The sequence below is a fragment of the Pandoraea anhela genome (assembly GCF_902459655.1).
Taxonomy (GTDB): domain Bacteria; phylum Pseudomonadota; class Gammaproteobacteria; order Burkholderiales; family Burkholderiaceae; genus Pandoraea; species Pandoraea anhela.
In genome coordinates this window covers 83,017-109,532 of sequence record NZ_CABPSB010000015.1, presented here as the reverse complement: position 1 = coordinate 109,532, position 26,516 = coordinate 83,017, and the positions used below count along the sequence as shown (strand labels likewise).

Annotated in this window: 38 protein-coding genes; 35 read left to right on the top strand and 3 right to left on the bottom strand. The window is 60.3% G+C overall.

The features are described 5' to 3' along the window. Positions 1–6 precede the first annotated feature (6 nt). Together PAN31108_RS19080 and PAN31108_RS19075 are read right to left on the bottom strand one after the other, a co-directional pair. Positions 7–1,278, bottom strand: a complete 1,272-nt coding sequence (locus PAN31108_RS19080) for a hypothetical protein (RefSeq protein ID WP_150670357.1) — start codon at positions 1,276–1,278, stop codon at positions 7–9. Positions 1,279–1,515: 237 nt separating this feature from the next. Next, positions 1,516–2,910 carry an aminotransferase-like domain-containing protein gene (locus PAN31108_RS19075; protein WP_306440161.1) on the bottom strand — a complete coding sequence of 465 codons (1,395 nt, stop codon included), beginning with the start codon at positions 2,908–2,910 and terminating at the stop codon, positions 1,516–1,518. A gap of 377 nt (positions 2,911–3,287) precedes the next feature. Between PAN31108_RS19075 and rpsL the strand changes: the two genes are divergently transcribed. From rpsL to dsbD, 35 genes are all read left to right on the top strand, one after another. Continuing rightward, positions 3,288–3,662, top strand: coding sequence for a 30S ribosomal protein S12 (rpsL, locus tag PAN31108_RS19070; protein WP_010804142.1), 375 nt, complete (start codon positions 3,288–3,290; stop codon positions 3,660–3,662). Between the two features lie 126 nt (positions 3,663–3,788). Beyond that, positions 3,789–4,259 (top strand): 30S ribosomal protein S7, encoded by a 471-nt coding sequence (rpsG, locus tag PAN31108_RS19065; protein WP_010804141.1) that lies wholly within the window; start codon positions 3,789–3,791, stop codon positions 4,257–4,259. A gap of 117 nt (positions 4,260–4,376) precedes the next feature. Next, the gene (gene fusA, locus PAN31108_RS19060; RefSeq protein WP_150670356.1) at positions 4,377–6,479 is read left to right on the top strand and encodes an elongation factor G; all 2,103 of its coding nucleotides are present in this window, start codon (positions 4,377–4,379) and stop codon (positions 6,477–6,479) included. 81 nt (positions 6,480–6,560) lie between these two features. Further along, positions 6,561–7,769 (top strand): elongation factor Tu, encoded by a 1,209-nt coding sequence (tuf, locus tag PAN31108_RS19055; protein WP_150670355.1) that lies wholly within the window; start codon positions 6,561–6,563, stop codon positions 7,767–7,769. Positions 7,770–7,888: 119 nt separating this feature from the next. After that, entirely contained in the window at positions 7,889–8,200 is a 312-nt protein-coding gene (rpsJ, locus tag PAN31108_RS19050; protein ID WP_010804138.1) for a 30S ribosomal protein S10, read from the top strand. Between the two features lie 206 nt (positions 8,201–8,406). Continuing rightward, positions 8,407–9,063, top strand: a complete 657-nt coding sequence (rplC, locus tag PAN31108_RS19045) for a 50S ribosomal protein L3 (protein WP_174995051.1) — start codon at positions 8,407–8,409, stop codon at positions 9,061–9,063. A 2-nt stretch (positions 9,064–9,065) separates the two neighbouring features. Next, entirely contained in the window at positions 9,066–9,686 is a 621-nt protein-coding gene (rplD, locus tag PAN31108_RS19040; protein WP_010804136.1) for a 50S ribosomal protein L4, read from the top strand. Then, on the top strand, positions 9,683–9,997 hold the full coding sequence (gene rplW, locus PAN31108_RS19035) for a 50S ribosomal protein L23 (RefSeq protein WP_010804135.1): 315 nt from the start codon (positions 9,683–9,685) through the stop codon (positions 9,995–9,997). Before rplD ends, rplW begins: the two co-directional genes overlap by 4 nt. A 2-nt stretch (positions 9,998–9,999) precedes the next feature. Continuing rightward, entirely contained in the window at positions 10,000–10,827 is an 828-nt protein-coding gene (gene rplB, locus PAN31108_RS19030) for a 50S ribosomal protein L2 (protein WP_044457326.1), read from the top strand. A 13-nt stretch (positions 10,828–10,840) separates the two neighbouring features. Then, on the top strand, positions 10,841–11,116 hold the full coding sequence (rpsS, locus tag PAN31108_RS19025; RefSeq protein WP_010804133.1) for a 30S ribosomal protein S19: 276 nt from the start codon (positions 10,841–10,843) through the stop codon (positions 11,114–11,116). Between the two features lie 10 nt (positions 11,117–11,126). Then, positions 11,127–11,456, top strand: coding sequence for a 50S ribosomal protein L22 (gene rplV / locus PAN31108_RS19020; protein ID WP_023593826.1), 330 nt, complete (start codon positions 11,127–11,129; stop codon positions 11,454–11,456). Between the two features lie 9 nt (positions 11,457–11,465). Further along, positions 11,466–12,269, top strand: coding sequence for a 30S ribosomal protein S3 (rpsC, locus tag PAN31108_RS19015; protein ID WP_039393724.1), 804 nt, complete (start codon positions 11,466–11,468; stop codon positions 12,267–12,269). Between the two features lie 2 nt (positions 12,270–12,271). Next, positions 12,272–12,688: a 50S ribosomal protein L16 gene (gene rplP / locus PAN31108_RS19010; RefSeq protein ID WP_010804130.1), complete on the top strand. Its 417-nt coding sequence runs from the start codon at positions 12,272–12,274 to the stop codon at positions 12,686–12,688. A 14-nt stretch (positions 12,689–12,702) separates the two neighbouring features. Further along, entirely contained in the window at positions 12,703–12,897 is a 195-nt protein-coding gene (gene rpmC / locus PAN31108_RS19005; protein WP_010804129.1) for a 50S ribosomal protein L29, read from the top strand. Continuing rightward, positions 12,894–13,166 (top strand): 30S ribosomal protein S17, encoded by a 273-nt coding sequence (gene rpsQ, locus PAN31108_RS19000; protein ID WP_039393722.1) that lies wholly within the window; start codon positions 12,894–12,896, stop codon positions 13,164–13,166. Before rpmC ends, rpsQ begins: the two co-directional genes overlap by 4 nt. Positions 13,167–13,431: 265 nt before the next feature. Beyond that, entirely contained in the window at positions 13,432–13,800 is a 369-nt protein-coding gene (gene rplN, locus PAN31108_RS18995; protein ID WP_010804127.1) for a 50S ribosomal protein L14, read from the top strand. 11 nt (positions 13,801–13,811) lie between these two features. Beyond that, entirely contained in the window at positions 13,812–14,120 is a 309-nt protein-coding gene (gene rplX, locus PAN31108_RS18990; protein ID WP_023593828.1) for a 50S ribosomal protein L24, read from the top strand. Positions 14,121–14,139: 19 nt separating this feature from the next. Further along, the gene (gene rplE / locus PAN31108_RS18985; protein ID WP_023593829.1) at positions 14,140–14,679 is read left to right on the top strand and encodes a 50S ribosomal protein L5; all 540 of its coding nucleotides are present in this window, start codon (positions 14,140–14,142) and stop codon (positions 14,677–14,679) included. A 7-nt stretch (positions 14,680–14,686) separates the two neighbouring features. Further along, positions 14,687–14,992: a 30S ribosomal protein S14 gene (rpsN, locus tag PAN31108_RS18980; RefSeq protein WP_039393717.1), complete on the top strand. Its 306-nt coding sequence runs from the start codon at positions 14,687–14,689 to the stop codon at positions 14,990–14,992. Between the two features lie 13 nt (positions 14,993–15,005). Further along, complete coding sequence (gene rpsH / locus PAN31108_RS18975; RefSeq protein WP_010804123.1) at positions 15,006–15,401, top strand: 30S ribosomal protein S8; 396 nt, start codon at positions 15,006–15,008, stop codon at positions 15,399–15,401. A 15-nt stretch (positions 15,402–15,416) separates the two neighbouring features. Then, complete coding sequence (gene rplF / locus PAN31108_RS18970; RefSeq protein WP_069342362.1) at positions 15,417–15,950, top strand: 50S ribosomal protein L6; 534 nt, start codon at positions 15,417–15,419, stop codon at positions 15,948–15,950. 11 nt (positions 15,951–15,961) lie between these two features. Beyond that, on the top strand, positions 15,962–16,327 hold the full coding sequence (gene rplR / locus PAN31108_RS18965; protein WP_010804121.1) for a 50S ribosomal protein L18: 366 nt from the start codon (positions 15,962–15,964) through the stop codon (positions 16,325–16,327). Between the two features lie 13 nt (positions 16,328–16,340). Further along, positions 16,341–16,859, top strand: coding sequence for a 30S ribosomal protein S5 (gene rpsE, locus PAN31108_RS18960; RefSeq protein WP_010804120.1), 519 nt, complete (start codon positions 16,341–16,343; stop codon positions 16,857–16,859). Positions 16,860–16,870: 11 nt separating this feature from the next. Further along, positions 16,871–17,053, top strand: a complete 183-nt coding sequence (rpmD, locus tag PAN31108_RS18955; RefSeq protein ID WP_023593832.1) for a 50S ribosomal protein L30 — start codon at positions 16,871–16,873, stop codon at positions 17,051–17,053. Positions 17,054–17,064: 11 nt separating this feature from the next. Beyond that, positions 17,065–17,499, top strand: coding sequence for a 50S ribosomal protein L15 (gene rplO / locus PAN31108_RS18950; protein WP_039406343.1), 435 nt, complete (start codon positions 17,065–17,067; stop codon positions 17,497–17,499). A gap of 23 nt (positions 17,500–17,522) precedes the next feature. Further along, positions 17,523–18,860 carry a preprotein translocase subunit SecY gene (gene secY / locus PAN31108_RS18945; RefSeq protein WP_010804117.1) on the top strand — a complete coding sequence of 446 codons (1,338 nt, stop codon included), beginning with the start codon at positions 17,523–17,525 and terminating at the stop codon, positions 18,858–18,860. A 9-nt stretch (positions 18,861–18,869) separates the two neighbouring features. Beyond that, positions 18,870–19,088: a translation initiation factor IF-1 gene (gene infA, locus PAN31108_RS18940; protein ID WP_010804116.1), complete on the top strand. Its 219-nt coding sequence runs from the start codon at positions 18,870–18,872 to the stop codon at positions 19,086–19,088. A 19-nt stretch (positions 19,089–19,107) separates the two neighbouring features. Beyond that, positions 19,108–19,224, top strand: coding sequence for a 50S ribosomal protein L36 (gene rpmJ / locus PAN31108_RS18935; RefSeq protein WP_010804115.1), 117 nt, complete (start codon positions 19,108–19,110; stop codon positions 19,222–19,224). A gap of 35 nt (positions 19,225–19,259) precedes the next feature. Further along, positions 19,260–19,625, top strand: a complete 366-nt coding sequence (gene rpsM / locus PAN31108_RS18930) for a 30S ribosomal protein S13 (protein ID WP_150670353.1) — start codon at positions 19,260–19,262, stop codon at positions 19,623–19,625. Between the two features lie 17 nt (positions 19,626–19,642). After that, entirely contained in the window at positions 19,643–20,047 is a 405-nt protein-coding gene (gene rpsK / locus PAN31108_RS18925; protein WP_010804113.1) for a 30S ribosomal protein S11, read from the top strand. A 152-nt stretch (positions 20,048–20,199) separates the two neighbouring features. Further along, positions 20,200–20,823 carry a 30S ribosomal protein S4 gene (gene rpsD, locus PAN31108_RS18920; protein WP_044457324.1) on the top strand — a complete coding sequence of 208 codons (624 nt, stop codon included), beginning with the start codon at positions 20,200–20,202 and terminating at the stop codon, positions 20,821–20,823. Positions 20,824–20,929: 106 nt separating this feature from the next. Further along, positions 20,930–21,907 carry a DNA-directed RNA polymerase subunit alpha gene (locus PAN31108_RS18915; protein WP_047906203.1) on the top strand — a complete coding sequence of 326 codons (978 nt, stop codon included), beginning with the start codon at positions 20,930–20,932 and terminating at the stop codon, positions 21,905–21,907. Positions 21,908–22,061: 154 nt separating this feature from the next. Further along, entirely contained in the window at positions 22,062–22,454 is a 393-nt protein-coding gene (gene rplQ / locus PAN31108_RS18910) for a 50S ribosomal protein L17 (RefSeq protein ID WP_039393695.1), read from the top strand. Between the two features lie 194 nt (positions 22,455–22,648). Next, positions 22,649–22,981 (top strand): divalent-cation tolerance protein CutA, encoded by a 333-nt coding sequence (gene cutA / locus PAN31108_RS18905; protein ID WP_150670352.1) that lies wholly within the window; start codon positions 22,649–22,651, stop codon positions 22,979–22,981. Continuing rightward, entirely contained in the window at positions 22,974–24,983 is a 2,010-nt protein-coding gene (gene dsbD / locus PAN31108_RS18900; RefSeq protein ID WP_246184044.1) for a protein-disulfide reductase DsbD, read from the top strand. Before cutA ends, dsbD begins: the two co-directional genes overlap by 8 nt. 124 nt (positions 24,984–25,107) lie before the next feature. On the opposite strand, the gene hemB is transcribed toward dsbD, so the two are convergent. After that, positions 25,108–26,106, bottom strand: a complete 999-nt coding sequence (gene hemB / locus PAN31108_RS18895; RefSeq protein ID WP_150670351.1) for a porphobilinogen synthase — start codon at positions 26,104–26,106, stop codon at positions 25,108–25,110. Between the last annotated feature and the right edge of the window lie 410 nt (positions 26,107–26,516).

Here is a 26,516-nt window from a genome sequence, read left to right as displayed (position 1 = left end):
GGGCCGTTATCTCCCGAAACGCGGGCGCGCCTGCGACTTGTACTGCTTGTCGAGCCTCTCGAGTTCGGCAATCGCCTGCGCCAACGCTTCCACCGAAAGCTTGTGCTGACGCGACAGCCGACGGCGGCGCGGCGCATCGGGGGCGGCGGGCGCGTTTTGCGCTGCGGACGCCGCCGTATCGGCATCGTTCGCCGCCGTGCTCTGCGGTGCCGGTGATTGCGCAGCCGTCGGCGCGGGCGACGGGCAAATTGGCTGCCGGACGTGCGCGTGCGACGTCGGGGCGAGCGCCTCGCGAGACGCGCCATACGCGAATTCGCCATAGCGCCGGTGCCCGTCGTGCAAATGTTCGGCGAGCGCGCGTGCAATGTCGCCGTCGTGCGCGAGGCGGCGCATTTTCAGATTCGTCGTCTGCAAATGCGCAGGGATGTCGCCGAACATCAGGTGCCGCTGCTCGCGAACGTGCGCACTCGGCGTCTGCCGGATCCACTCGATCGTGAGCGGGGACATCGGCGACACGAGCAACGTGTGCGTCTCGCCGTCGAGCGGAATCCGGACGTAGGCGCCGAGCATGGCGTCGTGCACGCTCGGCTCGCCCGAGGGAATGTGAAGCACCCGGTCGGTGAACGGGACCTGGATGCCGTGTCGACGGGCTTCCTGTGGGGTGGTGATGGTCCGCAGAAAGGTGAGTTGCGGGACTTCGATGTACGCGTCGGTGTGGTTCAGCAAGCGGAGCATGCCGGGGGCCATCTGGTTGAAGCGTTTGGTCAGACGACGCTCCAGCGTCGGAATGGCGTACGGTCCCCGGGACTCGGCGGCGCGCGCGTTCGCGAAGGCGCGGTCCAGCGCGCGGGCGCTGCGTCCTTCCTCCTCGAGAGACATGCGCAAATCGATGGGGAGCGACGCCTCGCAGCCCGCCAGCATGATGTGGCTCGCGCTGACGTCGAGGTGTACCCCGGGCGGAAGATCGAGCAGGCAATTCTCGCGGTCGTCGTGACGACCCACCACACACACCGGTCGCACGTCGGTCAGCCGCTCTGCGAACACCCGGGCGCGCGTGATGGGCGTGTGCGCAGCGTCGACGGACGAGGTGGCCGGCGTGGCCGATTGCATCGGACCGGACAGCGCTGCGGGGCTTGTACTGAAGGGGATCGGCGCGGCGGTTGCCCGCGTGAGCGTCGCGGGCAACTCATGGACGTGAGTCTGCTGAGACGACAATCCGTTCCATCCGTGGGTCAGGGCGAGTGCGCCTGTCACCCATTCGCCGAAAGCATAGAGCATCGTGGTAACTCCGGTTGAGGTCACGGGACCGTTCCCGTCCTGGCCGGAGTATTGCCGCTGCGCGGATTCGGGTTGTCGCGTCGGGACGCGTGCGTTTGCAATCCCGACGTCTGGCAGTGCCGACGATCGCGGTGACGACGATCATGCCGCCCTGCCGGCGGACGTGGTTGGAGGTGGCGGGACGTTGGCGCACATTAGCGCACGTTGTCCGGCGCCGCCGGAGGCGACCGGATCCTGTCAGACGATGGCGGCGCGCAGACTCGGCGGCGCTTCGCGCAACAACGACCGCAGGCGCTTGAGCGCGCTGGCGAGGCGCTCCGGATCGCGCACGCCGCCGAGCGAAACGCGGATGGCGTTGGGGGCGTCGGGCGTCAGGCAGAACGCATCCGCAGGCGTGACGGCCAGCCCTTCGGCGCGGGCGGCGATCGTCAGTTCGCGGGCCGTCCAGGGCGAAGGCAGTGCGTGCCACAGGTGGATGCCCGGCACCGGTGTCGTTTGACCGTCGCCCAGAATGTCGGCCGCGATGGCCTGACGTTGCGCGGCGGCTCGCTTGACGCCGTCCATGATGCGGTCCGCCGTGCCGTCGTGGATCCATTGTGTCGCCAGCCCCGCCATCAACGGAGGCGCCATCAGCGCGAAGGAGTGAAGCGTGCTCAGGAAGACGTCGCGCTGACGCCCGTCCGCCAGCCGGACATAGGCGGTGCGCAAACCCGGCGTGAGGCACTTCGAGAGCGTGGAGATATAGTGCACGCGATGCGGGGCCAGTCGCGCGAGCGGCGGGGGGGCGTCCGGCGTGAGGCGCCAGTACGGATCGTCTTCGATCAACGTCAGGTCGAGCGTGTCGGCGACCGCGATCAGCTCGCGGCGGCGGCGCTCCGGCATGGTGCGGGTCGTCGGATTCTGGAGTGTTGGATTCAGGTAGACGAGGCGTGCGCCGTGCTGGCGGGCCGCAGCCGCCAGCGCGTCGGGCAGCATGCCGTCGTCGTCCACGTCGACGCTCGCCAGCTGACGACCGAGCGAGCGCGTCGCGCTGCGCACCCCAGGGTAGATGATCGGTTCGCACAGGATAGTCTCGTCGCGGGCCGAGTCCATCAGCAGCAGCGCGGCGAGCGTGGCTTGCGCGCCGGGGCAGACGAGCACCTCCGCCGGATCGAGCTGACCGAGCATCGGGGCGAGCCAGAGCGCACCGGCCTGACGGTCCGCAACACCGCCGTCACCCAACTGGTATGCCATGAGCATCGAGGCGTCGGTGTGCCGCAGCACCTCGTCGACTCCCTTTTGCAGCAATTCGCCGAGAAACAGGCCTGCCGGCGCGGGCGGAATATTCATCCCCAGATCCAGCACCTGATCGAGCGCCACGCGCGGCGTGCTCACGAAGGTGCCGAGCGGGCCGCGGCCCTCGATGGCATGGCGATCGCGCGCCCGGTTGTAAGCCCGCGTGACCGTCGTGAAATCGATGCCCAGCCACGAGGCGAGTTCGCGTTGCGCAGGCAGCCGGTCGCCGGGACGCAGACGACCGTCGGAGACGGATTGCTCGATAAAGCTGGCCAAACGCAGATATCGCGGGCCCTTGCCCACGGTCAGAGCGGGTTTCCAGAACGTGGCGCGCAGCGTGTCGTGGGACATTTCCATAGCGATGTCGGGATTATGTATGGATATCTGAGTGAAAAAACACGGTGTATGCAGTGTAGTTTGCATACATATGCGTCGCAAGTCTTGAATTTGAGGGGGGCGCCGCATCTTGGGCGGGTGCCTGAATCGATGTTCAGACGTTAACAATCAACGACTTACGCGGGAAATTTGCGCGCAACCACGTTGACACTTGCGTAGGGTGCAGGTATAGTCGCAGGCTCCGGTTTTTCCGGCGGTATGCCCGTGCCTAATGCAAAATGCTTATGCATCAAGCGTTTAGATGCGGAGAATCCGCAAGGTCTGCTGGAGAGTACGCAGTAAAGTCGCATGTCGGCCCGCCTTGGCTTTCATGCTTTTGACACGTTTAGGAAATCACAATGCCAACGATTAACCAATTGGTCCGCAAGCCGCGCACCTCTGCTCAAATCAAGAGCAAGAGCCCGGCACTGCAGGACTGCCCGCAGCGTCGCGGCGTGTGCACCCGTGTGTACACCACGACGCCGAAGAAGCCGAACTCCGCTCTGCGTAAGGTTGCCAAGGTGCGCCTGACGAACGGTTTCGAAGTCATTTCGTACATCGGCGGTGAAGGCCACAACCTGCAGGAACACTCGGTCGTGCTGATTCGCGGCGGTCGTGTGAAGGACTTGCCGGGTGTGCGTTACCACATGGTGCGCGGTAGCCTCGACACGCAAGGCGTCAAGGACCGTAAGCAAGCCCGTTCGAAGTACGGCGCGAAGCGTCCGAAGGCCTAAGCGGCTTAGCGGATATACGTTCGGTGATGGTGGTACATCGTCACTGAGTAAGTGGTCACTCGGCCGAAAATCGGCTAGTAGGTGGCCTGGAGCCAGGCTCCGACTGAATTTATTAAGGAAGAAATCATGCCGCGTCGTCGCGAAGTCCCCAAGCGCGAAGTGTTGCCCGATCCGAAGTTCGGCAACGTTGATGTCGCTAAATTCATGAACGTGCTCATGCTTGCCGGCAAGAAGTCGGTGGCAGAGCGCATCGTTTATGGTGCTTTCGAGCAGATCCAAACCAAGGCGGGCAAGGATCCGCTGGAAGTCTTCAACACCGCTCTCGGTAACGTGAAGCCGGTGGTGGAAGTCAAGAGCCGCCGTGTTGGCGGTGCAAACTATCAGGTTCCGGTCGAAGTGCGTCCGTCGCGTCGTATGGCATTGGCGATGCGTTGGTTGCGTGAGGCCGCGAAAAAGCGTAGCGAGAAGTCGATGGCCCTGCGCCTCGCAGGCGAGCTGATCGAAGCCTCGGAAGGCCGTGGCGGCGCCATGAAGAAGCGTGACGAAGTTCACCGCATGGCCGAAGCCAACAAGGCATTCTCGCACTTCCGCTTCTGACGCTGGCAAGCAGTACCTAGAGCAGAAACCGGGGCGGGTGCGCATGAGAAATTGCGCCTCGCCCGTTTGTGTTAGTAGCCCCCTCAAAAATGGCGGCTACATTGAAAGAGGCTTAAAGTGGCTCGTACAACCCCTATCGAGCGCTACCGCAACATCGGTATTAGCGCTCACATCGACGCAGGTAAAACCACGACGACCGAGCGCATTTTGTTCTACACCGGTGTGAACCACAAAATCGGTGAAGTGCACGATGGCGCGGCGACGATGGACTGGATGGAGCAGGAACAAGAGCGTGGCATTACGATTACGTCGGCTGCCACGACCTGCTTCTGGTCCGGCATGGCGAACAACTATCAAAAGCACCGCATCAACATCATCGATACCCCGGGTCACGTCGACTTCACGATTGAAGTCGAGCGCTCGATGCGTGTTCTCGATGGCGCCTGCATGGTGTATTGCGCCGTGGGTGGCGTGCAGCCCCAGTCGGAAACCGTTTGGCGTCAGGCCAACAAGTACGGCGTGCCGCGTCTGGCGTTCGTCAACAAGATGGACCGTACCGGCGCGAACTTCTTCAAGGTCTACGACCAGCTGAAGACTCGCCTGAAGGCAAACCCGGTGCCGGTGGTGGTGCCGATCGGCGCCGAAGAAAACTTCAAGGGCGTGGTCGACCTCATCAAGATGAAGGCGATCATTTGGGACGAAGCTTCGCAAGGCATGAAGTTCGACTACGTCGACATTCCGGCCGAGCTGCAAGAAGAAGCCAAGAAGTGGCGCGAAGGCATGGTCGAGGCCGCTGCCGAGTCGAGCGAAGAGATGATGAACAAGTACCTGGAAGAGGGCGACCTCTCCGAGGCTGACATCATCGAAGGCATTCGCCTGCGTACCATCGCTTGCGAAATCCAGCCGATGCTGTGCGGTACCGCGTTCAAGAACAAGGGTGTGCAGCGTATGCTGGACGCCGTGATCGACTTCCTGCCGTCGCCGGTCGACATTCCGCCGGTCAAGGGTACGGACGAGAAGGAACAGCCGGCCGAGCGTAAGGCTTCGGACGACGAGAAGTTCTCGTCGCTGGCGTTCAAGATCATGACGGACCCGTTCGTCGGTCAGCTGATCTTCTTCCGCGTCTATTCGGGCGTCGTGAACAAGGGCGACACGCTGCTGAACTCGGTCAAGGGCAAGAAGGAACGCCTGGGCCGTATCGTGCAGATGCACGCGAACCAGCGTGAAGAAATCGAGGAAGTGCGCGCTGGTGACATCGCCGCTGCCGTCGGTCTGAAGGACGCCACCACGGGCGACACGCTGTGCGATCCGTCGGCACCGATCGTGCTCGAGCGCATGGTGTTCCCGGAGCCGGTGATTTCGCAGGCTGTCGAGCCGAAGACCAAGGCCGACCAGGAAAAGATGGGCCTCGCCCTGAACCGCCTGGCGCAGGAAGATCCGTCGTTCCGCGTGCATACCGATGAAGAATCGGGTCAGACCATCATTTCGGGTATGGGCGAGCTCCACCTCGAAATTCTGGTGGACCGTATGAAGCGCGAATTCGGCGTGGAAGCCAACATCGGCGCACCGCAGGTTGCCTACCGCGAAACCATTCGCAAGTCGGCAGCGGACGTCGAAGGCAAGTTCGTCAAGCAGTCGGGCGGTCGCGGCCAGTTCGGTCACGCTGTCATTACGCTTGAGCCGAGCGAGCAGGGCGCTGGCTACAAGTTCCTGGACGAGATCAAGGGTGGTGTGATTCCGCGTGAATTCATCCCGGCCGTCGACAAGGGTATTCAAGACACCCTCAAGAGCGGTGTTCTCGCCGGCTTCCCGGTGGTCGACGTCACGGTTCACCTGACGTTCGGTTCGTACCACGATGTGGACTCGAACGAAAACGCGTTCCGCATGGCCGGTTCGATGGCTTTCAAGGAAGCCATGCGCCGCGCAAGCCCGGTCATTCTCGAGCCGATGATGGCCGTGGAAGTGGAAACGCCGGAAGACTACATGGGTAACGTGATGGGCGACTTGTCGAGCCGTCGCGGTATCGTGCAGGGCATGGACGACATGGTCGGCGGCGGCAAGATCGTGCGCGCTGAAGTTCCGCTGTCGGAAATGTTCGGCTACTCGACGTCGCTGCGTTCGCTGACGCAAGGTCGCGCCACGTACTCGATGGAGTTCAAGCACTACGCTGAAGCTCCGAAGAACGTGAGCGAAGCCATCATCAGCAGCAAGAGCAAGTAATTGATTTGAAAGGTGCCGCATCGTTCGGTGCGGCGCCTAACTCACTGTTTAATCGTCTATTCAGTATCTGAGGATTCGGAAATGGCAAAGGAAAAATTCGAGCGGACCAAGCCGCACGTGAACGTCGGCACCATCGGTCACGTTGACCATGGCAAGACCACCCTGACGGCTGCTATCGCAACGGTTCTGTCGTCGAAGTTCGGCGGCGAAGCGAAGAAGTACGACGAAATCGACGCAGCGCCGGAAGAAAAGGCACGCGGTATTACCATCAACACCGCGCACATCGAGTACGAAACGGCAAACCGCCACTACGCACACGTTGACTGCCCGGGCCACGCCGACTACGTCAAGAACATGATTACCGGTGCTGCCCAGATGGACGGCGCGATTCTGGTTTGCTCGGCAGCCGACGGCCCGATGCCGCAAACGCGTGAGCACATCCTGCTGGCGCGTCAGGTCGGTGTGCCGTACATCATCGTGTTCCTGAACAAGTGCGACATGGTCGATGACGCCGAGCTGCTCGAGCTGGTCGAAATGGAAGTTCGCGAACTCCTGTCGAAGTACGACTTCCCGGGCGACGATCTGCCGATCGTCAAGGGTTCGGCCAAGCTGGCGCTGGAAGGCGACAAGGGCGAACTCGGCGAAGTGGCCATCATGGCCCTGGCTGAAGCCCTCGACACGTACATCCCGACGCCGGAGCGCGCCATCGACAAGCCGTTCCTGATGCCGGTCGAAGACGTGTTCTCGATCTCGGGCCGCGGTACGGTGGTGACGGGTCGCGTTGAATCGGGCGTGATCAAGGTCGGCGAAGAAATCGAAATCGTCGGTATCGCCATGGACGGCGACAAGCCGAAGATCGACAAGACGACCTGCACGGGCGTCGAAATGTTCCGCAAGCTGCTCGACCAGGGTCAGGCTGGCGACAACGTCGGTATTCTGCTGCGCGGCACGAAGCGTGAAGACGTTCAGCGTGGTCAGGTTCTGGCCAAGCCGGGCTCGATCAAGCCGCACCGCAAGTTCACGGGCGAAGTGTACGTGCTGTCGAAGGATGAAGGTGGTCGTCACACCCCGTTCTTCAACAACTACCGTCCGCAGTTCTACTTCCGTACGACGGACGTGACGGGCTCGATCAAGCTGCCGGCCGACAAGGAAATGGTCATGCCGGGCGACAACGTCTCGATCGAAGTCGAACTGATCCAGCCGATCGCTATGGATGACGGTCTGCGTTTCGCAATCCGCGAAGGTGGCCGTACCGTCGGCGCCGGCGTGGTTGCCAAGATCCTCGACTAATCGAGGATTCGACGAAACGGGATGCCGGTTCGCCGGCGCCCGTTTCCGACAGGTTTTTTCGCTCTTTGTGATTTACCCGGCGCCCGAACGAGGGTTGCCACGCTCTTTGGAGAATTTCCATGCAAAACCAAAAGATTCGCATCCGCCTGAAGGCTTTCGACTATCGCCTGATCGACCAGTCGGCAGCCGAAATCGTCGAAACCGCCAAGCGCACCGGCGCAATCGTCAAGGGCCCGGTGCCCCTGCCGACGCGCATCGAGCGTTTCGACATCCTGCGTTCGCCGCACGTGAACAAGACGTCGCGCGACCAGCTCGAAATCCGTACGCACCAGCGCCTGATGGACATCGTCGATCCGACGGACAAGACCGTCGACGCGCTGATGAAGCTGGACCTGCCGGCCGGCGTCGACGTTGAAATCAAGCTGCAGTAAGGCTTGCGAGCGGTTTCGCTCTCGAAAGCCCCGCCAATGCTGGACCCGGCGGGGCTTTTGTTATGTGATTTAGCAACACTTGTCAAGCGATAAAAGTCCGCCTATAATGGCGGGCTCAAGTGTAGTTTTGAAAAGATGGCCCACGTCCGTGGACCATCCTTTTGTCATTTAGCCCCGGCCAATCGCAGTCGGGAATGGAGAAAATCATGAGCCTTGGCCTTGTCGGTCGCAAGGTTGGCATGACGCGTATTTTCACGGATGACGGTGATTCGATTCCCGTCACCGTGCTCGACGTGTCTAACAACCGTGTGACGCAAATCAAGACGGATGAAACGGACGGCTACACCGCCGTTCAAGTCACTTTCGGCAATCGCCGCGCCACGCGCGTGGTCAAAGCCGCCGCCGGTCACTTCGCGAAAGCGGGTGTCGAAGCCGGTGAAATCCTCAAGGAATTCCGCGTTGACGCTGCTAAAGCTGCTGAACTGCAGCCGGGCGCAGTCGTTGGCGTCGATCTGTTCCAAGTGGGCCAGAAGGTCGACGTGCAAGGCATCTCGATCGGTAAGGGCTACGCCGGTACCATCAAGCGTTACAACTTCGCTTCGGGCCGCGCATCGCACGGTAACTCGCGTTCGCACAACGTGCCGGGTTCGATCGGTATGGCGCAGGATCCGGGCCGTGTGTTCCCGGGTAAGCGCATGACGGGTCACCTGGGTGATGTCACCACGACGGTGCAGAATCTCGAAATCGCGCGCATTGACGCTGAACGTGGCCTGATCTTCGTGAAGGGCGCCGTTCCGGGCGCTAACGAAGGCAAGGTTTTCGTGACCTCGGCCGTCAAAGCCAAACTCGCGAAGGGAGCGTAACAATGGAACTGAAGCTCCTGAATGAGCAAGGTCAGGAAGGCGCTGCTGTCAACGCGTCGGACGTCGTGTTCGGCCGTGACTACAACGAAGCGCTGATCCATCAGGTCGTGGTGGCTTATCAAGCCAACGCCCGCAGCGGCAACCGTGCGCAGAAGGACCGTGAACAGGTCAAGCACACGACGAAGAAGCCGTGGCGTCAGAAGGGTACGGGCCGCGCTCGTGCCGGTATGTCGTCGAGCCCGCTGTGGCGCGGCGGTGGCCGTATCTTCCCGAATTCGCCGGAAGAGAACTTCACCCACAAGGTCAACAAGAAGATGTACCGCGCCGGTGTGTGCTCGATTCTGTCGCAGCTCGCCCGTGAAGGTCGTCTGTCGGTCGTCGAAGACATCAAGCTTGATGCCCCGAAGACCAAACTGCTCGCTGAAAAGATCAAGGCCATGGGTCTTGAGTCGGTGCTGCTGATCACGGATAGCGTGGACGAGAACCTGTTCCTGGCCTCGCGCAATCTGGCTCACGTCGCCGTCACCGAGCCGCGTTTCGCCGACCCGCTGTCGCTCATCTACTTCAAGAAGGTGCTGCTGACGAAGGGCGCGATCGCCAAGATTGAGGAGATGCTGTCATGAGCGACGTGCGTAAAAACGACCATCGTCTGTACCAGGTCTTGCTCGCGCCGGTGATCTCTGAGAAGGCGACGCTGGTGGCTGACAAGAATGAACAAGTGGTGTTCCAAGTTGCACGCGACGCGAACAAGCAAGAAGTGAAGGCTGCGGTTGAGCTTCTCTTCAAGGTTGAAGTCGAGTCGGTGCAAATCCTGAACCGTAAGGGCAAGCAAAAGCGCTTTGGCCGCTTCATGGGTCGTCGCGACCACGAGAAGAAGGCTTACGTGAGCTTGAAGCCGGGTCAGGAAATCAATTTTGAAGCGGAGGCCAAGTAATCATGGCACTCGTCAAAACGAAACCGACGTCGCCGGGCCGCCGTTCGCTGGTCAAGGTCGTCAACAAGGATCTGCATAAGGGCAAGCCGTTCGCCCCGTTGCTCGATACCAAGAGCAAGACCGCTGGCCGTAACAACAACGGTCACATCACCACCCGTCACATGGGTGGCGGTCACAAGCAGCACTACCGTATCGTCGATTTCCGTCGTAACAAGGACGGCATCACGGCGAAGGTCGAGCGTCTTGAGTATGACCCGAACCGCAGCGCGAACATCGCCCTGCTGTGCTACGCCGACGGCGAGCGTCGTTACATCCTTGCACCGAAGGGCATGACCGTCGGCCAGCAAGTGGTGAGCGGCTCGGAAGCTCCGATCAAGGCTGGCAACACGCTGCCGATCCGTAACATTCCGGTCGGTACGACGATCCACGGCATCGAACTGCTGCCGGGCAAGGGCGCGCAAATCGCCCGCGCCGCCGGTACGTCGGCAATGCTGCTGGCACGCGAAGGCACGTACGCTCAAGTGCGTCTGCGTTCGGGTGAAGTGCGTCGTGTGCACATCGAGTGCCGCGCGACCATCGGTGAAGTCGGTAACGAAGAGCACAGCCTGCGCCAACTGGGCAAGGCCGGTGCGAAGCGTTGGCGCGGTATTCGCCCGACCGTTCGCGGTGTGGCGATGAACCCGGTGGATCACCCGCACGGTGGTGGTGAAGGTCGTACGGCTGCTGGTCGTCATCCGGTCAGCCCGTGGGGTCAGCATACCAAGGGTAAGCGTACCCGCTCGACCAAGCGCACCGACAGCATGATCGTTCAGCGTCGCAAGAAGCGTTAATTGGAGCTAGCAAATGACTCGTTCTGTTAAAAAAGGTCCGTTTTGCGACGCTCATCTGCTGAAGAAGGTGGAAGCAGCAGCCGCATCGCGTGACAAGAAGCCGATCAAGACCTGGTCGCGTCGTTCGACCGTCCTGCCCGATTTCATCGGCCTGACGATCGCCGTACACAATGGCCGTCAACACGTGCCGGTGTACGTGACGGAAAACATGGTCGGCCACAAGCTGGGTGAGTTCGCACTTACCCGTACCTTCAAGGGCCATGCGGCCGACAAGAAGGCGAAGAAATAAGGGGCCGATCATGGAAGTGAAAGCAATTCATCGCGGTGCTCGCATCTCGGCGCAAAAGACGCGTCTGGTCGCTGACCAGATCCGCGGCCTGCCGCTGGAGCGTGCACTCAATGTTCTGACCTTCTCGCCGAAGAAGGCCGCGGTCATCATCAAGAAGGTGCTCGAGTCGGCTATCGCCAACGCCGAGCACAACGAAGGTGCTGACATCGACGAGCTGCGCGTTAAGGGCATCTACGTTGACAAGGCGACCTCGCTCAAGCGTTTCACCGCGCGCGCCAAGGGCCGTGGTAACCGCATCGAGAAGCAAACCTGTCACATCACTGTGACGCTGGGCAACTAAGGGGTCACGATGGGACAGAAAATTCATCCGACTGGCTTCCGTCTGGCTGTCAGCCGTAACTGGGCTTCGCGTTGGTACGCGAACAACCAGGATTTCGCGAAAATGCTGCAGGAAGATATCGGCGTTCGCGATTACCTGAAGAAGAAGCTGAAGAACGCTTCGGTTGGCCGTGTGGTCATCGAGCGTCCGGCCAAGAATGCCCGTATCACGATTTTCAGCTCGCGTCCGGGCGTTGTGATCGGCAAGAAGGGCGAGGACATCGAAATCCTCAAGGCTGAGCTGCAAAAGCGCATGGGCGTGCCCGTGCACGTGAACATCGAAGAAATCCGCAAGCCGGAAACCGATGCGCAGCTGATCGCCGACTCGATCGCTCAGCAGCTCGAGCGCCGTATCATGTTCCGTCGCGCAATGAAGCGCGCGATGCAGAACGCGATGCGTCTGGGTGCCCAGGGCATCAAGATCATGAGCGCTGGCCGTCTGAACGGCATCGAAATCGCTCGTACCGAGTGGTACCGTGAAGGTCGTGTGCCTCTGCACACCCTGCGCGCTGACATCGACTACGCAACCTCGGAAGCGAAGACGACGTACGGCATCATCGGTATCAAGGTGTGGGTGTACAAGGGTGACACGCTGGGCCGCAACGACGCACCGGTGGCTGAAGAGCCGGCCGAAGAAAAGCGTCCGCGCCGCAACGCGCGTCCGGGCGACCGTCGCCCCCGTCGTGACGATGCTGGCGACAAGGCCGGTGCGAAGCGCGGTGGTGCACGCCGTCCGGCTGGCAAGCCTGAAGGCGACGCCAAGACTGGAGAATAATCATGCTGCAACCGAAACGCAGAAAGTATCGCAAAGAGCAGAAGGGCCGTAACACTGGCGTCGCCACCCGTGGCAACGAAGTGTCGTTCGGCGAATTCGGCCTGAAGGCGGTCGGTCGTGGTCGTCTGACGGCTCGTCAAATCGAAGCTGCTCGTCGTGCCATGACTCGCCACATCAAGCGTGGCGGCCGTATCTGGATCCGTATCTTCCCGGACAAGCCGATCTCGCAAAAGCCGGCAGAAGTGCGTATGGGTAACGGTAAGGGTAACCCGGAGTACTACGTCGCCGAGATTCAGCCGGGCAAGATGCTGTACGAAATGGACGGTGTGGATGAAGCGCTGGCGCGCGAGGCGTTCCGCCTGGCCGCAGCCAAGCTGCCGATTCAGACGACGTTCTTCGTACGTCGCCTTGGCGCCTGAAGGGAGAATTTGAAATGAAAGCATCCGAACTTCGTGCCAAGGATGTCGACGGCCTGAACAAGGAACTGTCGGATCTGTTGAAGGCCCAATTCGGTCTTCGCATGCAAGCGGGCACCCAACAGCTGAGCAACACCAGCCAGCTGAAGAAGGTGCGCAAGGACATCGCGCGTGTGCGTACCGTGTTGACTGAGAAGGCGAGCCAGAAATGAACGATACCGCTAAGACTTCGCTGAAGCGTACCCTCGTTGGTCGCGTCGTCAGCGATAAGATGGACAAGACGGTTACCGTGCTGATCGAGCGTCAAATGAAGCACCCGCTCTACGGCAAGTACATCGTGCGCTCGAAGAAGTATCACGCGCACGACGAAACCAACCAGTACAAGGAAGGCGACCTGGTCGAGATTCAAGAATCCCGTCCGCTGTCGAAGACCAAGGCCTGGACGGTTGCCCGTCTCGTGGAAGCTGCCCGTATCATCTAAGGCAGTCTGAAGCGAAGGCTTGACTTGCAAGTCCGGAATTATCATTGTATAATTCCGGACTTTCCGCTTCTTTCGCCAAAACCGGTCTTTGGTTTCGCAAGGGAGTGGATGGCTTCCGAAGCCGATTCGTATCCTCTACGGGTCTGGACGAGGTAGCAAGGTTGTCCACTTTTGAACGACTCAACCCAAACGGCACTATTCGGTGCTGACGGGGACCAAGACTGACCGACGCTTATGTGTCGGATTAAGTTGGGAAGATAACACCATGATTCAAACTGAAACCCGGCTCGAAGTAGCCGACAACACCGGTGCGCGCGAAGTGATGTGCATCAAGGTGCTGGGCGGCTCCAAGCGTCGCTACGCCGGCATTGGCGACATCATCAAGGTCAGCGTGAAGGATGCTGCCCCGCGTGGTCGCGTCAAGAAGGGCGAAATCTACAACGCAGTGGTCGTGCGCACCGCCAAGGGCGTGCGTCGCCAGGACGGCTCGCTGGTCAAATTCGACGGCAACGCCGCCGTGCTGCTTAACACCAAGCTCGAGCCGATCGGCACCCGTATCTTCGGGCCGGTTACGCGTGAACTGCGTACCGAACGCTTCATGAAGATCGTGTCGCTGGCCCCGGAAGTGCTGTAAGGAGCCGACACATGAACAAGATTCGCAAGGGTGACCAAGTCATCGTTCTGACGGGTAAGGACAAGGCCAAGCGTGGCACGGTTCTGGCCGTTGATGGTGACAAGCTGGTCGTCGAGGGCGTGAACGTTGCCAAGAAGCACGTGAAGCCGAACCCGATGAAGGGCACGCAAGGTGGCGTGGTCGACAAGACGATGCCGATCCACGTTTCGAACGTGGCGCTGGTGGATGCCAATGGCAAGCCGTCGCGCGTGGGCATCAAGGTCGAAGACGGCAAGAAGGTCCGCTTCCTCAAGACGACCGGTGCGGTCGTCGGTGCCTAAGTCGCAGGGAGTATAGATAATGGCCCGTTTGCAAGAATTCTATAAGGACAAGATTGTCGCCGAGCTCACGAAGCAGTTCGGTTACAAGTCCGTCATGGAAGTGCCGCGCATCACCAAGATCACCCTGAACATGGGCCTTGGTCAAGCCGTCGCTGACAAGAAGATCATTGAGCACGCCGTTGGCGACCTGACGAAGATCGCCGGCCAGAAGCCGGTGGTGACGAAGGCTCGCAAGGCTATCGCCGGTTTCAAGATCCGCGAAGGTTACCCGATCGGTACGATGGTGACGCTGCGCGGCGAGCGTATGTTCGAATTCCTGGATCGTTTCATCACCGTGGCTCTGCCGCGCGTGCGTGACTTCCGTGGTATTTCGGGTCGTGCGTTCGACGGTCGTGGCAACTACAACATCGGTGTGAAGGAACAGATCATCTTCCCCGAAATCGAGTACGACAAAATCGACGCACTGCGTGGTCTGAACATCAGCATCACCACGACTGCGAAGACTGACGAAGAAGCCAAGGCTCTTCTGTCGGCGTTCAAATTCCCGTTCCGTAACTGAGGTAATCGTGGCTAAACTGGCACTTATCGAACGCGAAAAGAAGCGCGCCCGTCTGGCGGCGAAGTACGCTGGCAAGCGTGCTGACCTCAAAGCGATCATCGAAGACACCAGCAAGTCGGAAGACGAGCGTTATGAAGCACGCCTGGCGCTGCAACAGCTGCCGCGTAACGCCAATCCGACGCGTCAACGCAATCGTTGCGAGCTGACCGGTCGTCCGCGCGGTACCTTCCGCAAATTCGGCCTGGCCCGTAACAAGATCCGTGAAATCGCCTTCCGTGGCGAAATCCCGGGCGTGACCAAAGCAAGCTGGTAATAGGAGAAGCACCATGAGCATGAGCGATCCTATCGCCGATATGCTGACTCGCATCCGCAACGCTCAGATGGTTGAGAAGGCATCGGTGAAGATGCCCTCGTCCAAGCTGAAGGTCTCGATCGCCAAGGTCCTGAAGGACGAAGGCTACATCGAAGATTTCGCGGTTGAAGCAGAAGAAACCAAGCCGGTGCTGAACATCGCACTGAAGTACTACGCTGGCCGTCCGGTGATCGAGCGCCTTGAGCGCGTCTCGCGCCCGGGTCTGCGTGTGTACAAGAGCCGCAACGACATCCCGCAGGTCATGAACGGCCTGGGCGTTGCAATCGTCTCGACCCCGAAGGGCGTGATGACGGATCGCAAGGCACGCGCCACCGGCGTGGGCGGCGAAGTCATCTGCTACGTGGCCTAACCGAGGAGAGTTGAAATGTCTCGAGTAGGTAAGAGTCCCATTGCACTGCCGAAGGGCGTTGAAGCAACGCTGGCTGGCAATGTGCTGACGATCAAGGGTGCCCTGGGTTCGCTGACCCGCGGCGTGAACGCCCTCGTGAACGTCAAGATCGAAGACGGCACCATCACCTTCGCCCCGGCTGACGAAAGCCGTGAAGCGAACGCGCTGTATGGTACGGAACGTGCACTGGTCAACAACATGGTGACCGGTGTGAGCAAGGGTTTCGAAAAGAAGCTGCAACTCGTTGGCGTGGGTTACCGTGCCAAGGCTGAAGGTAACAACCTGAAGCTCGAGCTGGGTTTCTCGCACGATGTCGTGCATGCCATGCCGGAAGGCGTGAAGGCAGAGACCCCGACGCAGACGGAGATCATCATCAAGGGCGTTGATAAGCAACGCATCGGACAAGTGGCTGCGGAAGTTCGCGGTTACCGTCCGCCCGAGCCCTACAAGGGCAAGGGCGTCCGCTATGCGGACGAGGTGGTGATCCTCAAGGAAACCAAGAAGAAGTAAGGGTGCGAAACATGGACAAGAAACAATCTCGTGTGCGCCGCGCTCGCCAGACTCGTATCAAGCTGGCAGCTCAAAAGGTGCATCGCCTTTCCGTGCATCGCACCAACGTGCACATTTACGCGCAAGTTTTCTCGGAAGACGGCACGCAAGTGTTGGCCAGCGCTTCGACGCTGGAAGCCGAAGTGCGCAAGGAACTGGGCGACAAGGAAGGCAAGGGTGGCAACGCCGCCGCTGCTGCGTTGATCGGTCGTCGTATCGCCGAAAAGGCGAAGGCTGCCGGCATCGAAAGCGTGGCTTTCGACCGCTCGGGCTTCCGCTATCACGGTCGCGTCAAGGCTCTGGCCGACGCTGCCCGTGAAGCCGGCCTCAAGTTCTAAGTAAGGATCCGTCATGGCAAAGATGCAAGCGAAAGTTCAGGCTGACGAACGCGACGACGGCCTTCGCGAGAAGATGATCGCGGTCAACCGTGTCACGAAGGTTGTGAAGGGTGGCCGTATTCTCGGTTTTGCCGCGTTGACCGTGGTTGGTGACGGCGATGGCCGCATCGGCATGGGCAAGGGCAAGGCGAAGGAAGTCCCGGTTGCCGTTCAAAAGGCAATGGAACAAGCCCGCCGCAACATGTTCAAGGTGCCCCTGAAGAACGGCACCCTGCAACACAACGTTCTCGGCCAGCATGGCGCCTCGCGCGTCCTGATGTCGCCGGCGAAGGACGGTACTGGCGTGATCGCCGGTGGCCCGATGCGCGCGGTGTTCGAGGTGATGGGCGTGACCAACGTGGTGACGAAGAGCCTTGGCTCGACGAACCCGTACAACCTGGTCCGCGCCACGCTCGACGGCCTGAAGAAACAATCGACTCCTGCTGACATCGCCGCGAAGCGTGGCAAGTCGGTGGAAGAGATCCTCGGCTAAGGGTGATCAATATGTCGCAGCAAACTGTGAAAGTTAAGCTGGTCAAGAGCCTGATCGGTACGCGTGAAGACCATCGCGCGACCGTCAAGGGTCTGGGCCTGCGTCGCCTCAATTCGGTCAGCGAGTTGCAGGATACGCCCGCTGTGCGGGGCATGATCAACAAGGTCTCGTACCTTGTGAAGATCGTCGACTGAGCGAGGGCAAAATGGAATTGAATTCGATTAAGCCGGCAGAAGGCGCCAAGCACGCCAAGCGCCGCGTTGGCCGTGGCATCGGTTCGGGTCTGGGTAAAACCGCCGGCCGTGGTCACAAGGGTCAAAAGTCGCGTTCGGGCGGCTTCCACAAGGTGGGCTTCGAAGGCGGTCAAATGCCGCTGCAACGTCGTCTGCCGAAGCGTGGCTTCAAGTCGCTGACGCGTCGTTTCGTGGGCGAAGTTCGTCTGTCCGATCTGAACAGCCTGCCGGTCGACGAGATCGATCTGCTGGTGCTGAAGCAGGCCGGTCTGGTGAGCGAGCTGTCGCTGTCGGCCAAGATCATCGCCTCGGGCGAGATCACCCGCAAGGTCGTTGTGAAGGGTCTGGGCGTCACCAAGGGTGCGCTCACGGCAATTCAGGCGGCTGGCGGTTCGGTCGCTGAGTAAGTTAGGACACCCCGGAGCCAGCATTGGCCAAGTCTCCTAATCTCGCTAAGCCTGGTACGCAGGGCCCGAAGTATGCGGATCTGCGCCGGCGGCTGGTTTTCCTGCTGCTGGCGTTGATCGTCTACCGTATTGGTGCGCATATCCCGGTGCCGGGCATCGACCCCGATCAGCTGGCGCAGTTGTTCCAGCGCCAGTCGGGCGGGATTCTGGGCATGTTCAACATGTTCTCTGGCGGAGCGTTGTCGCGGTTTACGATCTTCGCGCTGGGGATCATGCCGTACATTTCGGCGTCGATCATCATGCAGTTGCTGGCGATGGTTTCGCCGCAATTGGAAGCATTGCGTAAGGAAGGCCAGGCCGGACAGCGCAAGATCACGCAGTACACCCGGTATTTCACGGTGGTACTCGCGCTCTTCCAGGCAGCTGCAATCGCGGTGACGTTGGAGAGCGAGCCGGGGCTCGTCGTCGATCCGGGCATGCTGTTCCGCCTGACGACGGTGATCACGCTCGTGACCGGCACGATGTTCCTGATGTGGCTTGGTGAGCAGATCACCGAACGCGGCCTCGGTAACGGCATCTCGATCATCATCTTCGGTGGTATTGCGGCCGGTTTGCCGAACGCTGTGGGTGGTTTGTTCGAGCTCGTCGGTACCGGTTCGATCGGTCCGTTCTCGGCGATCGTGATCTGTGCCCTCGTGGTACTCGTGACGTTCTTCGTCGTGTTCGTCGAACGTGGTCAGCGCAAGATCCTTGTGAATTACGCCAAGCGTCAGGTCGGCAACAAGGTGTACGGTGGTCAGGCTTCGCACCTGCCGCTCAAGCTGAACATGGCAGGCGTGATTCCGCCGATCTTCGCATCGTCGATCATCCTGTTCCCGGCAACGATCGCGAACTGGTTCGGCGCAGGTGATAACGCGCGCTGGCTCAAGGACATCGCGGCGAAGCTGTCGCCGGGTCAGCCGATCTACGTGATGCTCTACGCACTGGCGATCGTGTTCTTCTGCTTCTTCTACACCGCTCTGGTGTTCAACAGCAAGGAGACCGCCGAGAACCTGAAGAAGAGCGGAGCGTTTGTCCCGGGGATTCGTCCGGGCGACCAGACGGCGCGGTATATCGACAAGATCCTGACGCGCCTGACACTGGCCGGCGCAGCTTACGTCACCCTGGTGTGTCTGCTGCCTGAGTTTCTGGTGTTGCGTTGGAATGTCCCGTTCTACTTCGGTGGAACCTCACTGCTGATTATCGTGGTGGTGACGATGGACTTCATGGCGCAAGTGCAGTCGTATGTGATGTCGCAACAGTATGAGTCGCTGCTCCGCAAGGCGAATTTCAAGGGCGGCAATAACATGACGCTTCGCTGATCCGGGATCATGTCGAAAGACGACGTTATTCAAATGCAGGGTGAGGTCCTTGAAAACCTCCCCAATGCCACCTTCCGGGTAAAGCTGGAAAATGGCCATGTAGTACTCGGACATATTTCCGGCAAGATGCGGATGCATTACATCCGCATCCTTCCTGGGGATAAGGTGACGGTAGAGTTGACGCCCTACGATCTGTCGCGTGCGCGGATCGTCTTCCGGGCGAAGTGATTAGAGAGAGGGAATTGTCATGAAAGTTTTGGCATCTGTTAAGTGCATCTGCCGCAATTGCAAGTTTGTGAAGCGCAAAGGCGTGCTGCGCGTGATCTGCAGCTCGGATCCGCGCCACAAGCAACGTCAGGGCTAATCGGCCTTTAACGCTATTTAGTTGGGGAATTACGAATGGCTCGTATCGCAGGGGTTAACATCCCGAACCACCAGCACACCGCTATCGGCCTGACGGCTATTTACGGTGTCGGTCGCACGCGCGCTCGTCAGATTTGCGACGCCGCAGGCGTGGCGTACTCGAAGAAGGTCAAGGACCTCGACGACGCCGATCTCGAAAAGCTGCGTGACCAGGTTGGTCAATTCACGGTCGAAGGCGACCTGCGTCGTGAAGTGACCATGAGCATCAAGCGCCTGATGGATCTGGGCTGCTATCGCGGTATGCGTCACCGCAAGGGCCTGCCGCTCCGCGGTCAGCGCACCCGTACCAATGCGCGTACCCGTAAGGGCCCGCGTAAGGCCGGCGTCTCGCTGAAGAAGTAACCAGAGGATAGGAACTCATGGCTAAGCAACAGAACAACGCCGCTTCGCAGCGCGTTCGCAAGAAGGTCAAGAAGAGCGTTGCCGAAGGCGTCGTGCACGTCCACGCTTCGTTCAACAACACCATCATCACGATCACCGATCGTCAGGGCAATGCGCTGGCATGGGCGACGTCGGGTGGCCAGGGCTTTAAGGGTTCGCGTAAGTCGACCCCGTTTGCTGCCCAGGTTGCTGCTGAGTCGGCTGGCCGCGTGGCACTGGAATACGGCGTCAAGAACCTCGAAGTTCGCATCAAGGGCCCGGGCCCGGGTCGCGAATCGGCGGTTCGTGCGCTGAATGCGCTGGGCATCAAGATCACGGCCATCTCGGACGTGACGCCGGTCCCGCACAACGGCTGCCGCCCGCCGAAGCGTCGTCGTATCTAAGACGCTTCAGAAAATCCTGCTATAATCGCGGGTTCGCGCACGGTCTCGGCCGTGCGCGTAGTAATTTCTAAGACCACCGTCCGGTACATTGGTACCGGACTTGCGTAGTGGACAAGGTCCGCTACGTCAAATTTTGAGATAAAGGAACAACCGTGGCACGTTATATCGGCCCGAAGGCCAAACTCTCCCGTCGTGAAGGTACTGACCTTTTCCTGAAGAGCGCACGTCGCTCGCTCGCCGACAAGTGCAAGCTGGATAGCAAGCCGGGTCAGCATGGCCGCACGTCGGGTGCTCGTACGTCGGACTACGGCAACCAGCTGCGCGAAAAGCAGAAGGTCAAGCGTATTTACGGCGTGCTTGAGCGTCAGTTCCGTCGTTATTTCGCGGAAGCCGACCGCGTCAAGGGCAACACGGGTGAGAACCTGCTGCAATTGCTCGAGTCGCGCCTGGACAACGTCGTGTACCGCATGGGCTTCGGCTCGACGCGCGCTGAAGCGCGCCAACTCGTTGGCCACAAGGCAATCGTGGTGAACGGTGTCGTGTCGAACATCCCGTCGATCAAGGTCAAGGCCGGCGACGTGATCGCCGTGCGTGAAAAGGCCAAGAAGCAAGTGCGTATTCAAGAAGCACTGACGCTGGCTGAGCAAGTCGGTTTCCCGATCTGGGTTTCGGTTGACGCCAAGAAGATGGAAGGCACTTTCAAGGCACTGCCGGAACGTAGCGATATCGCGGGCGACATCAACGAAAGCCTGATCGTCGAATTGTATTCGCGTTAATCCGTATGATGCTTGACGCGCCTCACGGCGCGTTTTGCGTTCCGTGCAGGTTGTCACCCATCAGCCTTATCGGTGTAACGAGCCGAGGGTATTGAAAAGGAAACCTATGCAAACCAGTTTGTTGAAGCCCAAGATCATTGCGGTTGAGCCGGTCGGTGAGCATCACGCCAAAGTCGTGATGGAGCCGTTCGAACGTGGCTACGGCCACACCTTGGGCAACGCGCTTCGCCGCGTGCTGTTGTCGTCGATGGTGGGTTATGCCCCGACCGAAGTGACGATCGCCGGCGTTGTGCATGAATATTCCACCATCGATGGTGTCCAGGAAGATGTCGTCAACTTCCTGTTGAACCTCAAGGGTGTGGTGTTCAAGCTGCATAACCGTGACGAAGTCACCGTTACGCTGCGCAAGGATGGTGAAGGTGTGGTGCGCGCTTCGGATATCGAAGTGCCGCACGATGTGGAACTGATCAACCCCGATCACGTGATCGCGCATCTGGCCAAGGGCGGCAAGCTCGACGTTCAGATCAAGATCGAAAAGGGTCGTGGTTATGTCCCGGGTAACGTGCGCCGTTACGGCGATGAATCGGCCAAGGTGATCGGTCGTATCGTCCTCGACGCGTCGTTCTCGCCGGTCAAGCGTGTGAGCTATGCGGTCGAATCGGCCCGTGTGGAACAGCGTACGGACCTGGACAAGCTCGTGATGAACATCGAAACCAACGGTGTGGTGTCGCCGGAAGAAGCGATCCGTCAATCGGCTCGCATCCTCGTCGACCAGCTGTCGGTGTTCGCTGCGCTGGAAGGCACGGAAGCCACCAGCGAAGCGCCGTCGCGTGCGCCGCAGATCGATCCGATCCTGCTGCGTCCGGTGGACGATCTCGAGCTGACGGTGCGTTCGGCCAACTGCTTGAAGGCCGAAAACATCTACTACATCGGCGATCTGATCCAGCGTACCGAGAACGAATTGCTCAAGACCCCGAACCTGGGTCGCAAGTCGCTCAACGAGATCAAGGAAGTGCTTGCCTCGCGTGGTCTCACGCTCGGCATGAAGCTCGAAAACTGGCCGCCGGCTGGTCTCGAGAAGTAAAGTGTAATGACATGGCCGCCCTCGGGCGGCCGTGTTGCTACGTAAGTGCGGCGCGTCGGTAAATCCGATACGGCCGAATGCGAAGGTACCGGCCCGCGGTGTTCGTCACCGATAGAAGAGCTTGGTCGAAAACTCTGTTTAAAGGAAAGTTGAAATGCGTCACCGTCATGGTTTGCGTAAACTGAATCGTACCAGCAGCCACCGTCTGGCTATGCTGCGTAACATGTCGAACTCGCTGCTCCAGCACGAAGCCATCAAGACCACGCTGCCGAAGGCCAAGGAACTGCGTAAGGTCGTGGAGCCCCTCATCACGCTGGGCAAGAAGGACTCCGTGGCTAACCGTCGTCTGGCTTTCAACCGCCTGCGCGATCGCGAAATGGTCACGAAGCTGTTCAACGAACTCGGCCCGCGTTTTGCCAACCGTCCGGGTGGCTACCTGCGTATCCTGAAGATGGGTTTCCGCGTGGGTGACAATGCGCCGATGGCTTTCGTCGAACTGCTGGATCGTCCGGAAGTTGACACGGAAGCGCCCGAAGTCGCTGAATAAGCGATTCACGCAACGGCCTGTTCAAGGTCGTCAGCCGTAAAGAGAAGCCAGGTCATCGACCTGGCTTTTTTCGTTTTCGAGGTGTTGTCCGAAGGAAGGATCGGACGCTTCCGTAAATCATGGGGCAAGCACACACGTTTCGCAGTGTCGGTGTACAGTGAACAACCTTACGCCTGAACGGTCTACCGCACATCATGGATGCCCTTCTTATCGTCATGACGACCTTCCCCGATGAAGCCAGCGCAGAAGCCGCCACCGATGGCATGCTGGCCGGACGACTGGCGGCGTGTGTGCAGCAGTTGGCGCCAGTGCGCTCAAGTTACCGCTGGCAAGGTCGGCGAGAGACGAGTATCGAGGTGCCGCTCATGATCAAGACAACTGCTGCGCGTTACGGCGCGTTGGAACAGTTCATCAAGGAACATCATCCCTACGACGTGCCGGAAATCGTCGCGTGGCCGGCGAGTGCGGCGTTGCCCGCCTACGTGCGCTGGGTCGAGGGAGAGACACGGGGGGAACTGCATGTTTGACATGAAGACGGTGGAAGCGCCGGGGATCGCGCGAGTCCATAGCGTTGCCGGTGAGACGATGGGACGTCGCGCTCTGCGGCTGTGGTCCCTGATGCTCATCGGACTGGCGATTACGCTGACGCTCGGGTTTGGGCGTGCAAATGCCGCTAATGATTTTCTGGATCCGGACGTCGCCTTCAAGGTGTCGAAGACGGAACAACCGGGTGCGGTACTGCTCCATTTCGAAGTGGCAAAGGGCTATTACCTGTATCGCGAGCGATTTGCGTTTGCTGCGGATAATCCTGCGGTAACGCTTGGTGCACCGGAATTTCCGAAAGGCGAAATCAAGCACGACGAAACCTTCGGGAAGGATATGGAGGTGTACCGCGCGCCCATCGACGTGCGTATTCCGGTCAGCAAGGCAAGCGGCCCGTTCGTGTTGAACGTCACGATGCAGGGCTGCGCGGATAAAGGGCTGTGTTATCCGCCCATGGACAAACCGCTGAAGATCTCGGCGGCGGTCGGTGGTGCAGGAGGTGCCAGCATGGTGCTGGGTGCGGGCGCCGCGACTCAGGCGTTGTTGGGCGGTAACCCGCAAGCGGCGAAGGGCACGAATCTAACGAATGGTGCGAATGATGGTGCGAATGGCGTAACGGCGGCTGTGCCGGCAGCGCCGTCCAACCCGTCAGGCGGATGGTTATCGGCCCGCGACGATTACAGCGAGGCGGAACGCATTCTTTCCGGAGGCAGCTTCGCGCTGGCGTTGGGCATCTTTTTTGCGCTCGGCGTCGGGCTGGCCTTTACCCCTTGTGTCTTGCCGATGGTGCCGATTCTGTTGTCGATTGTGGCCGGGCAAGAGGCCAGTCGAGGCAAGGCGGTGCGTCTGGCCGTCGCCTACGTGCTCGGTATGGCCATGGTGAACACCGCCATTGGGGTGGCGGCTGGCTTGCTGGGCCAGGGTCTCATTGCGTTCCTGCAAGCGCCGTGGGTCCTCGCGATGTTTGCGTTGCTGATGGTAGTTCTCTCGCTGTCGATGTTCGGCATGTATGAAATTCAGTTGCCTGCCGCATTGCGCGAGCGCATCGATAACGCCGCGCGTCAGCAAAAATCCGGTCAGTGGCTCGGCGCTGCGATGATGGGTGTGCTCTCGGGGCTGATCGTCAGTCCATGCGTGACGGCACCGCTGGCGGCTGCGCTGGCTTTCATCGCCAAGACCGGAGATGCCTTCTTCGGCGGCGCGACGCTCTTCGCGCTGTCCTTGGGCATGGGGCTGCCACTCGTGATTCTTGCTGGCGGTGGCGGTGCGTTGCTGCCGCGCGCGGGGGCATGGATGGAGGGGGTGAAGCGCTTTTTCGGCTTCCTGCTTCTCGGCGTGGCGCTGTGGATCATTCGTCCGCTGCTGACGACGCCCGTGCTGTTGCTCAGTTGGGGCGTACTTTTGCTGGTCGCAGCAACGTTCCTGCGCGTCTTCGACAGCTTGCCCGACGGCGTGAGCGGTACCCGTCGCCTGCTCAAGGGCCTGGGCGTTGCTGTGGCCCTATTGGGTGCTGTGGCGCTCGTCGGTGCTGCGGCCGGCGCGCGAGATCCGCTTGCGCCGTTGGCCGGTTTGTCGACGGCAGCGTCCGGAAATGCCAGTGCGGGCGCGACGGCCGTCGAGGGCGTCAAGTTCCAGCGCGTGCGCAGCTTGGCGGAGTTGGATCAGGCGGTTGCTACGGCAGGGCGTCCGGTCATGTTCGACTTCTATGCGGACTGGTGTATCAGTTGCAAGGAGATGGAACGCTTCGTCTTTACCGACCCTCGGGTGAAGGCGCGTCTGGATCAGATGGTGCTCCTGCAAGCCGACGTGACGGCAAACAATGCCGACGATCAGGCCTTGCTCAAACGCTTTGGATTGTTTGGGCCGCCGGGCATCATCTTCTTCGATGGAAGCGGCACGGAAGTCGCCGGGACACGGGTCATTGGCGCCCAGTCGGCTGATCAGTTTCTTCGCAGCCTCGACAAAGCATTCGGCCCTGCCGCCTGACGCGCTCAACCCCGAGGTTTGACCGTTCGAGGCAGGATGACGGCGTTCTTTTATCGCCTGCGGTGCGGGCACGCGCGTCATCCGCGTCGCGCGCTACCCGCTAACCGCATTGTCGGTCTCGCGCTCAGGCCTGCGACCGAATCAGACGTGCTGCGTCCAGTGCAAAGTACGTAAGAATGCCATCGGCACCTGCACGCTTGAATGCGAGCAGCGATTCCATCATGACTTTGTCGTGATCGAGCCAGCCGTTCTGCGCTGCGGCCTTGAGCATCGCGTATTCGCCGCTCACCTGATAGGCATACGTGGGGAAGCGGAACTCGTCTTTCACGCGACGCACGATGTCGAGATACGGCATGCCCGGTTTCACCATCACCATATCGGCGCCCTCTTCGATATCGAGCGCGACTTCGCGCAGCGCTTCGTCCGAATTGGCCGGATCCATCTGATAGGTCATCTTGTTGCTCTTGCCGAGATTCGCTGCCGAACCGACAGCGTCGCGAAACGGGCCGTAGAAGGCCGACGCGTACTTGGCCGCATACGCCATGATGCGCGTGTGGATGTGGCCACCGGCTTCGAGCGCCTCGCGGATCGCACCGATCCGCCCGTCCATCATGTCGGAAGGGGCGACGATGTCCACGCCGGCTTCGGCCTGAGTCAGCGCTTGCTGCACGAGAATTCGCGTCGTCACATCGTTGATGACATAGCCGTTCTCGTCGAGCACGCCGTCCTGGCCGTGGCTCGTGTATGGGTCGAGCGCAACGTCGGTGAGCACGCCGAGTTCGGGGAAGTTGCGCTTGAGTTCGCGAACGGCACGGGGGACCAGCCCGTCCGGGTTGGTCGCTTCGATACCATCGGGGGTCTTGAGCGAGGCTTCGATGTTCGGGAACAAGGCGATGACCGGCACGCCGAGCGTGACGCACGTATCGGCGACGCGCAGCAATTCGTCGACGGAGACGCGCTCGACGCCAGGCATCGAATCGACGGCCTCGCGGCGTTTCTCACCGTCGAGCACGAACACCGGATAGATGAGGTCGTCGCAGGTCAGGTGGTTTTCTCGCATCAGACGGCGCGAGAAGTCGTCGCGTCGCATGCGGCGCGGGCGAAGCAGAGGATAGGAACTCATGCGATCGGTCCTTTGGACGAAGAATGGCGCGTCGGAAATTCCCGCGGATCGGTCGTTTTGACGTGTCCCGAAAACGGCGATGTCGTTGCGGTTGGCTCAACGATTCCGTAAGAGGGAAGGCGCGCAAAAAAGGGCGCTTGCCGGGAAACTTTCGAACGCATGGTATATCATACCAACCGGATGTTCGCACTGCGTGCGACGTCCCCCGCTTCTCCTCCCTGAGCGGGCGCCTGTCGTTCTACGATAAGGCTTATTTAAACCCGCCGTGCCTACACGGCGGTTTTTTTATGGGCGCTCGAATTGCGGCTCGTCATTCCGCAATCACCCGGCAACCTCCCCGATCATCCCGTGTTTTGGCGGGTTTGCGACGCCATCATCCATTTGGCCGATGGGCGATCGCCGGTCAACCC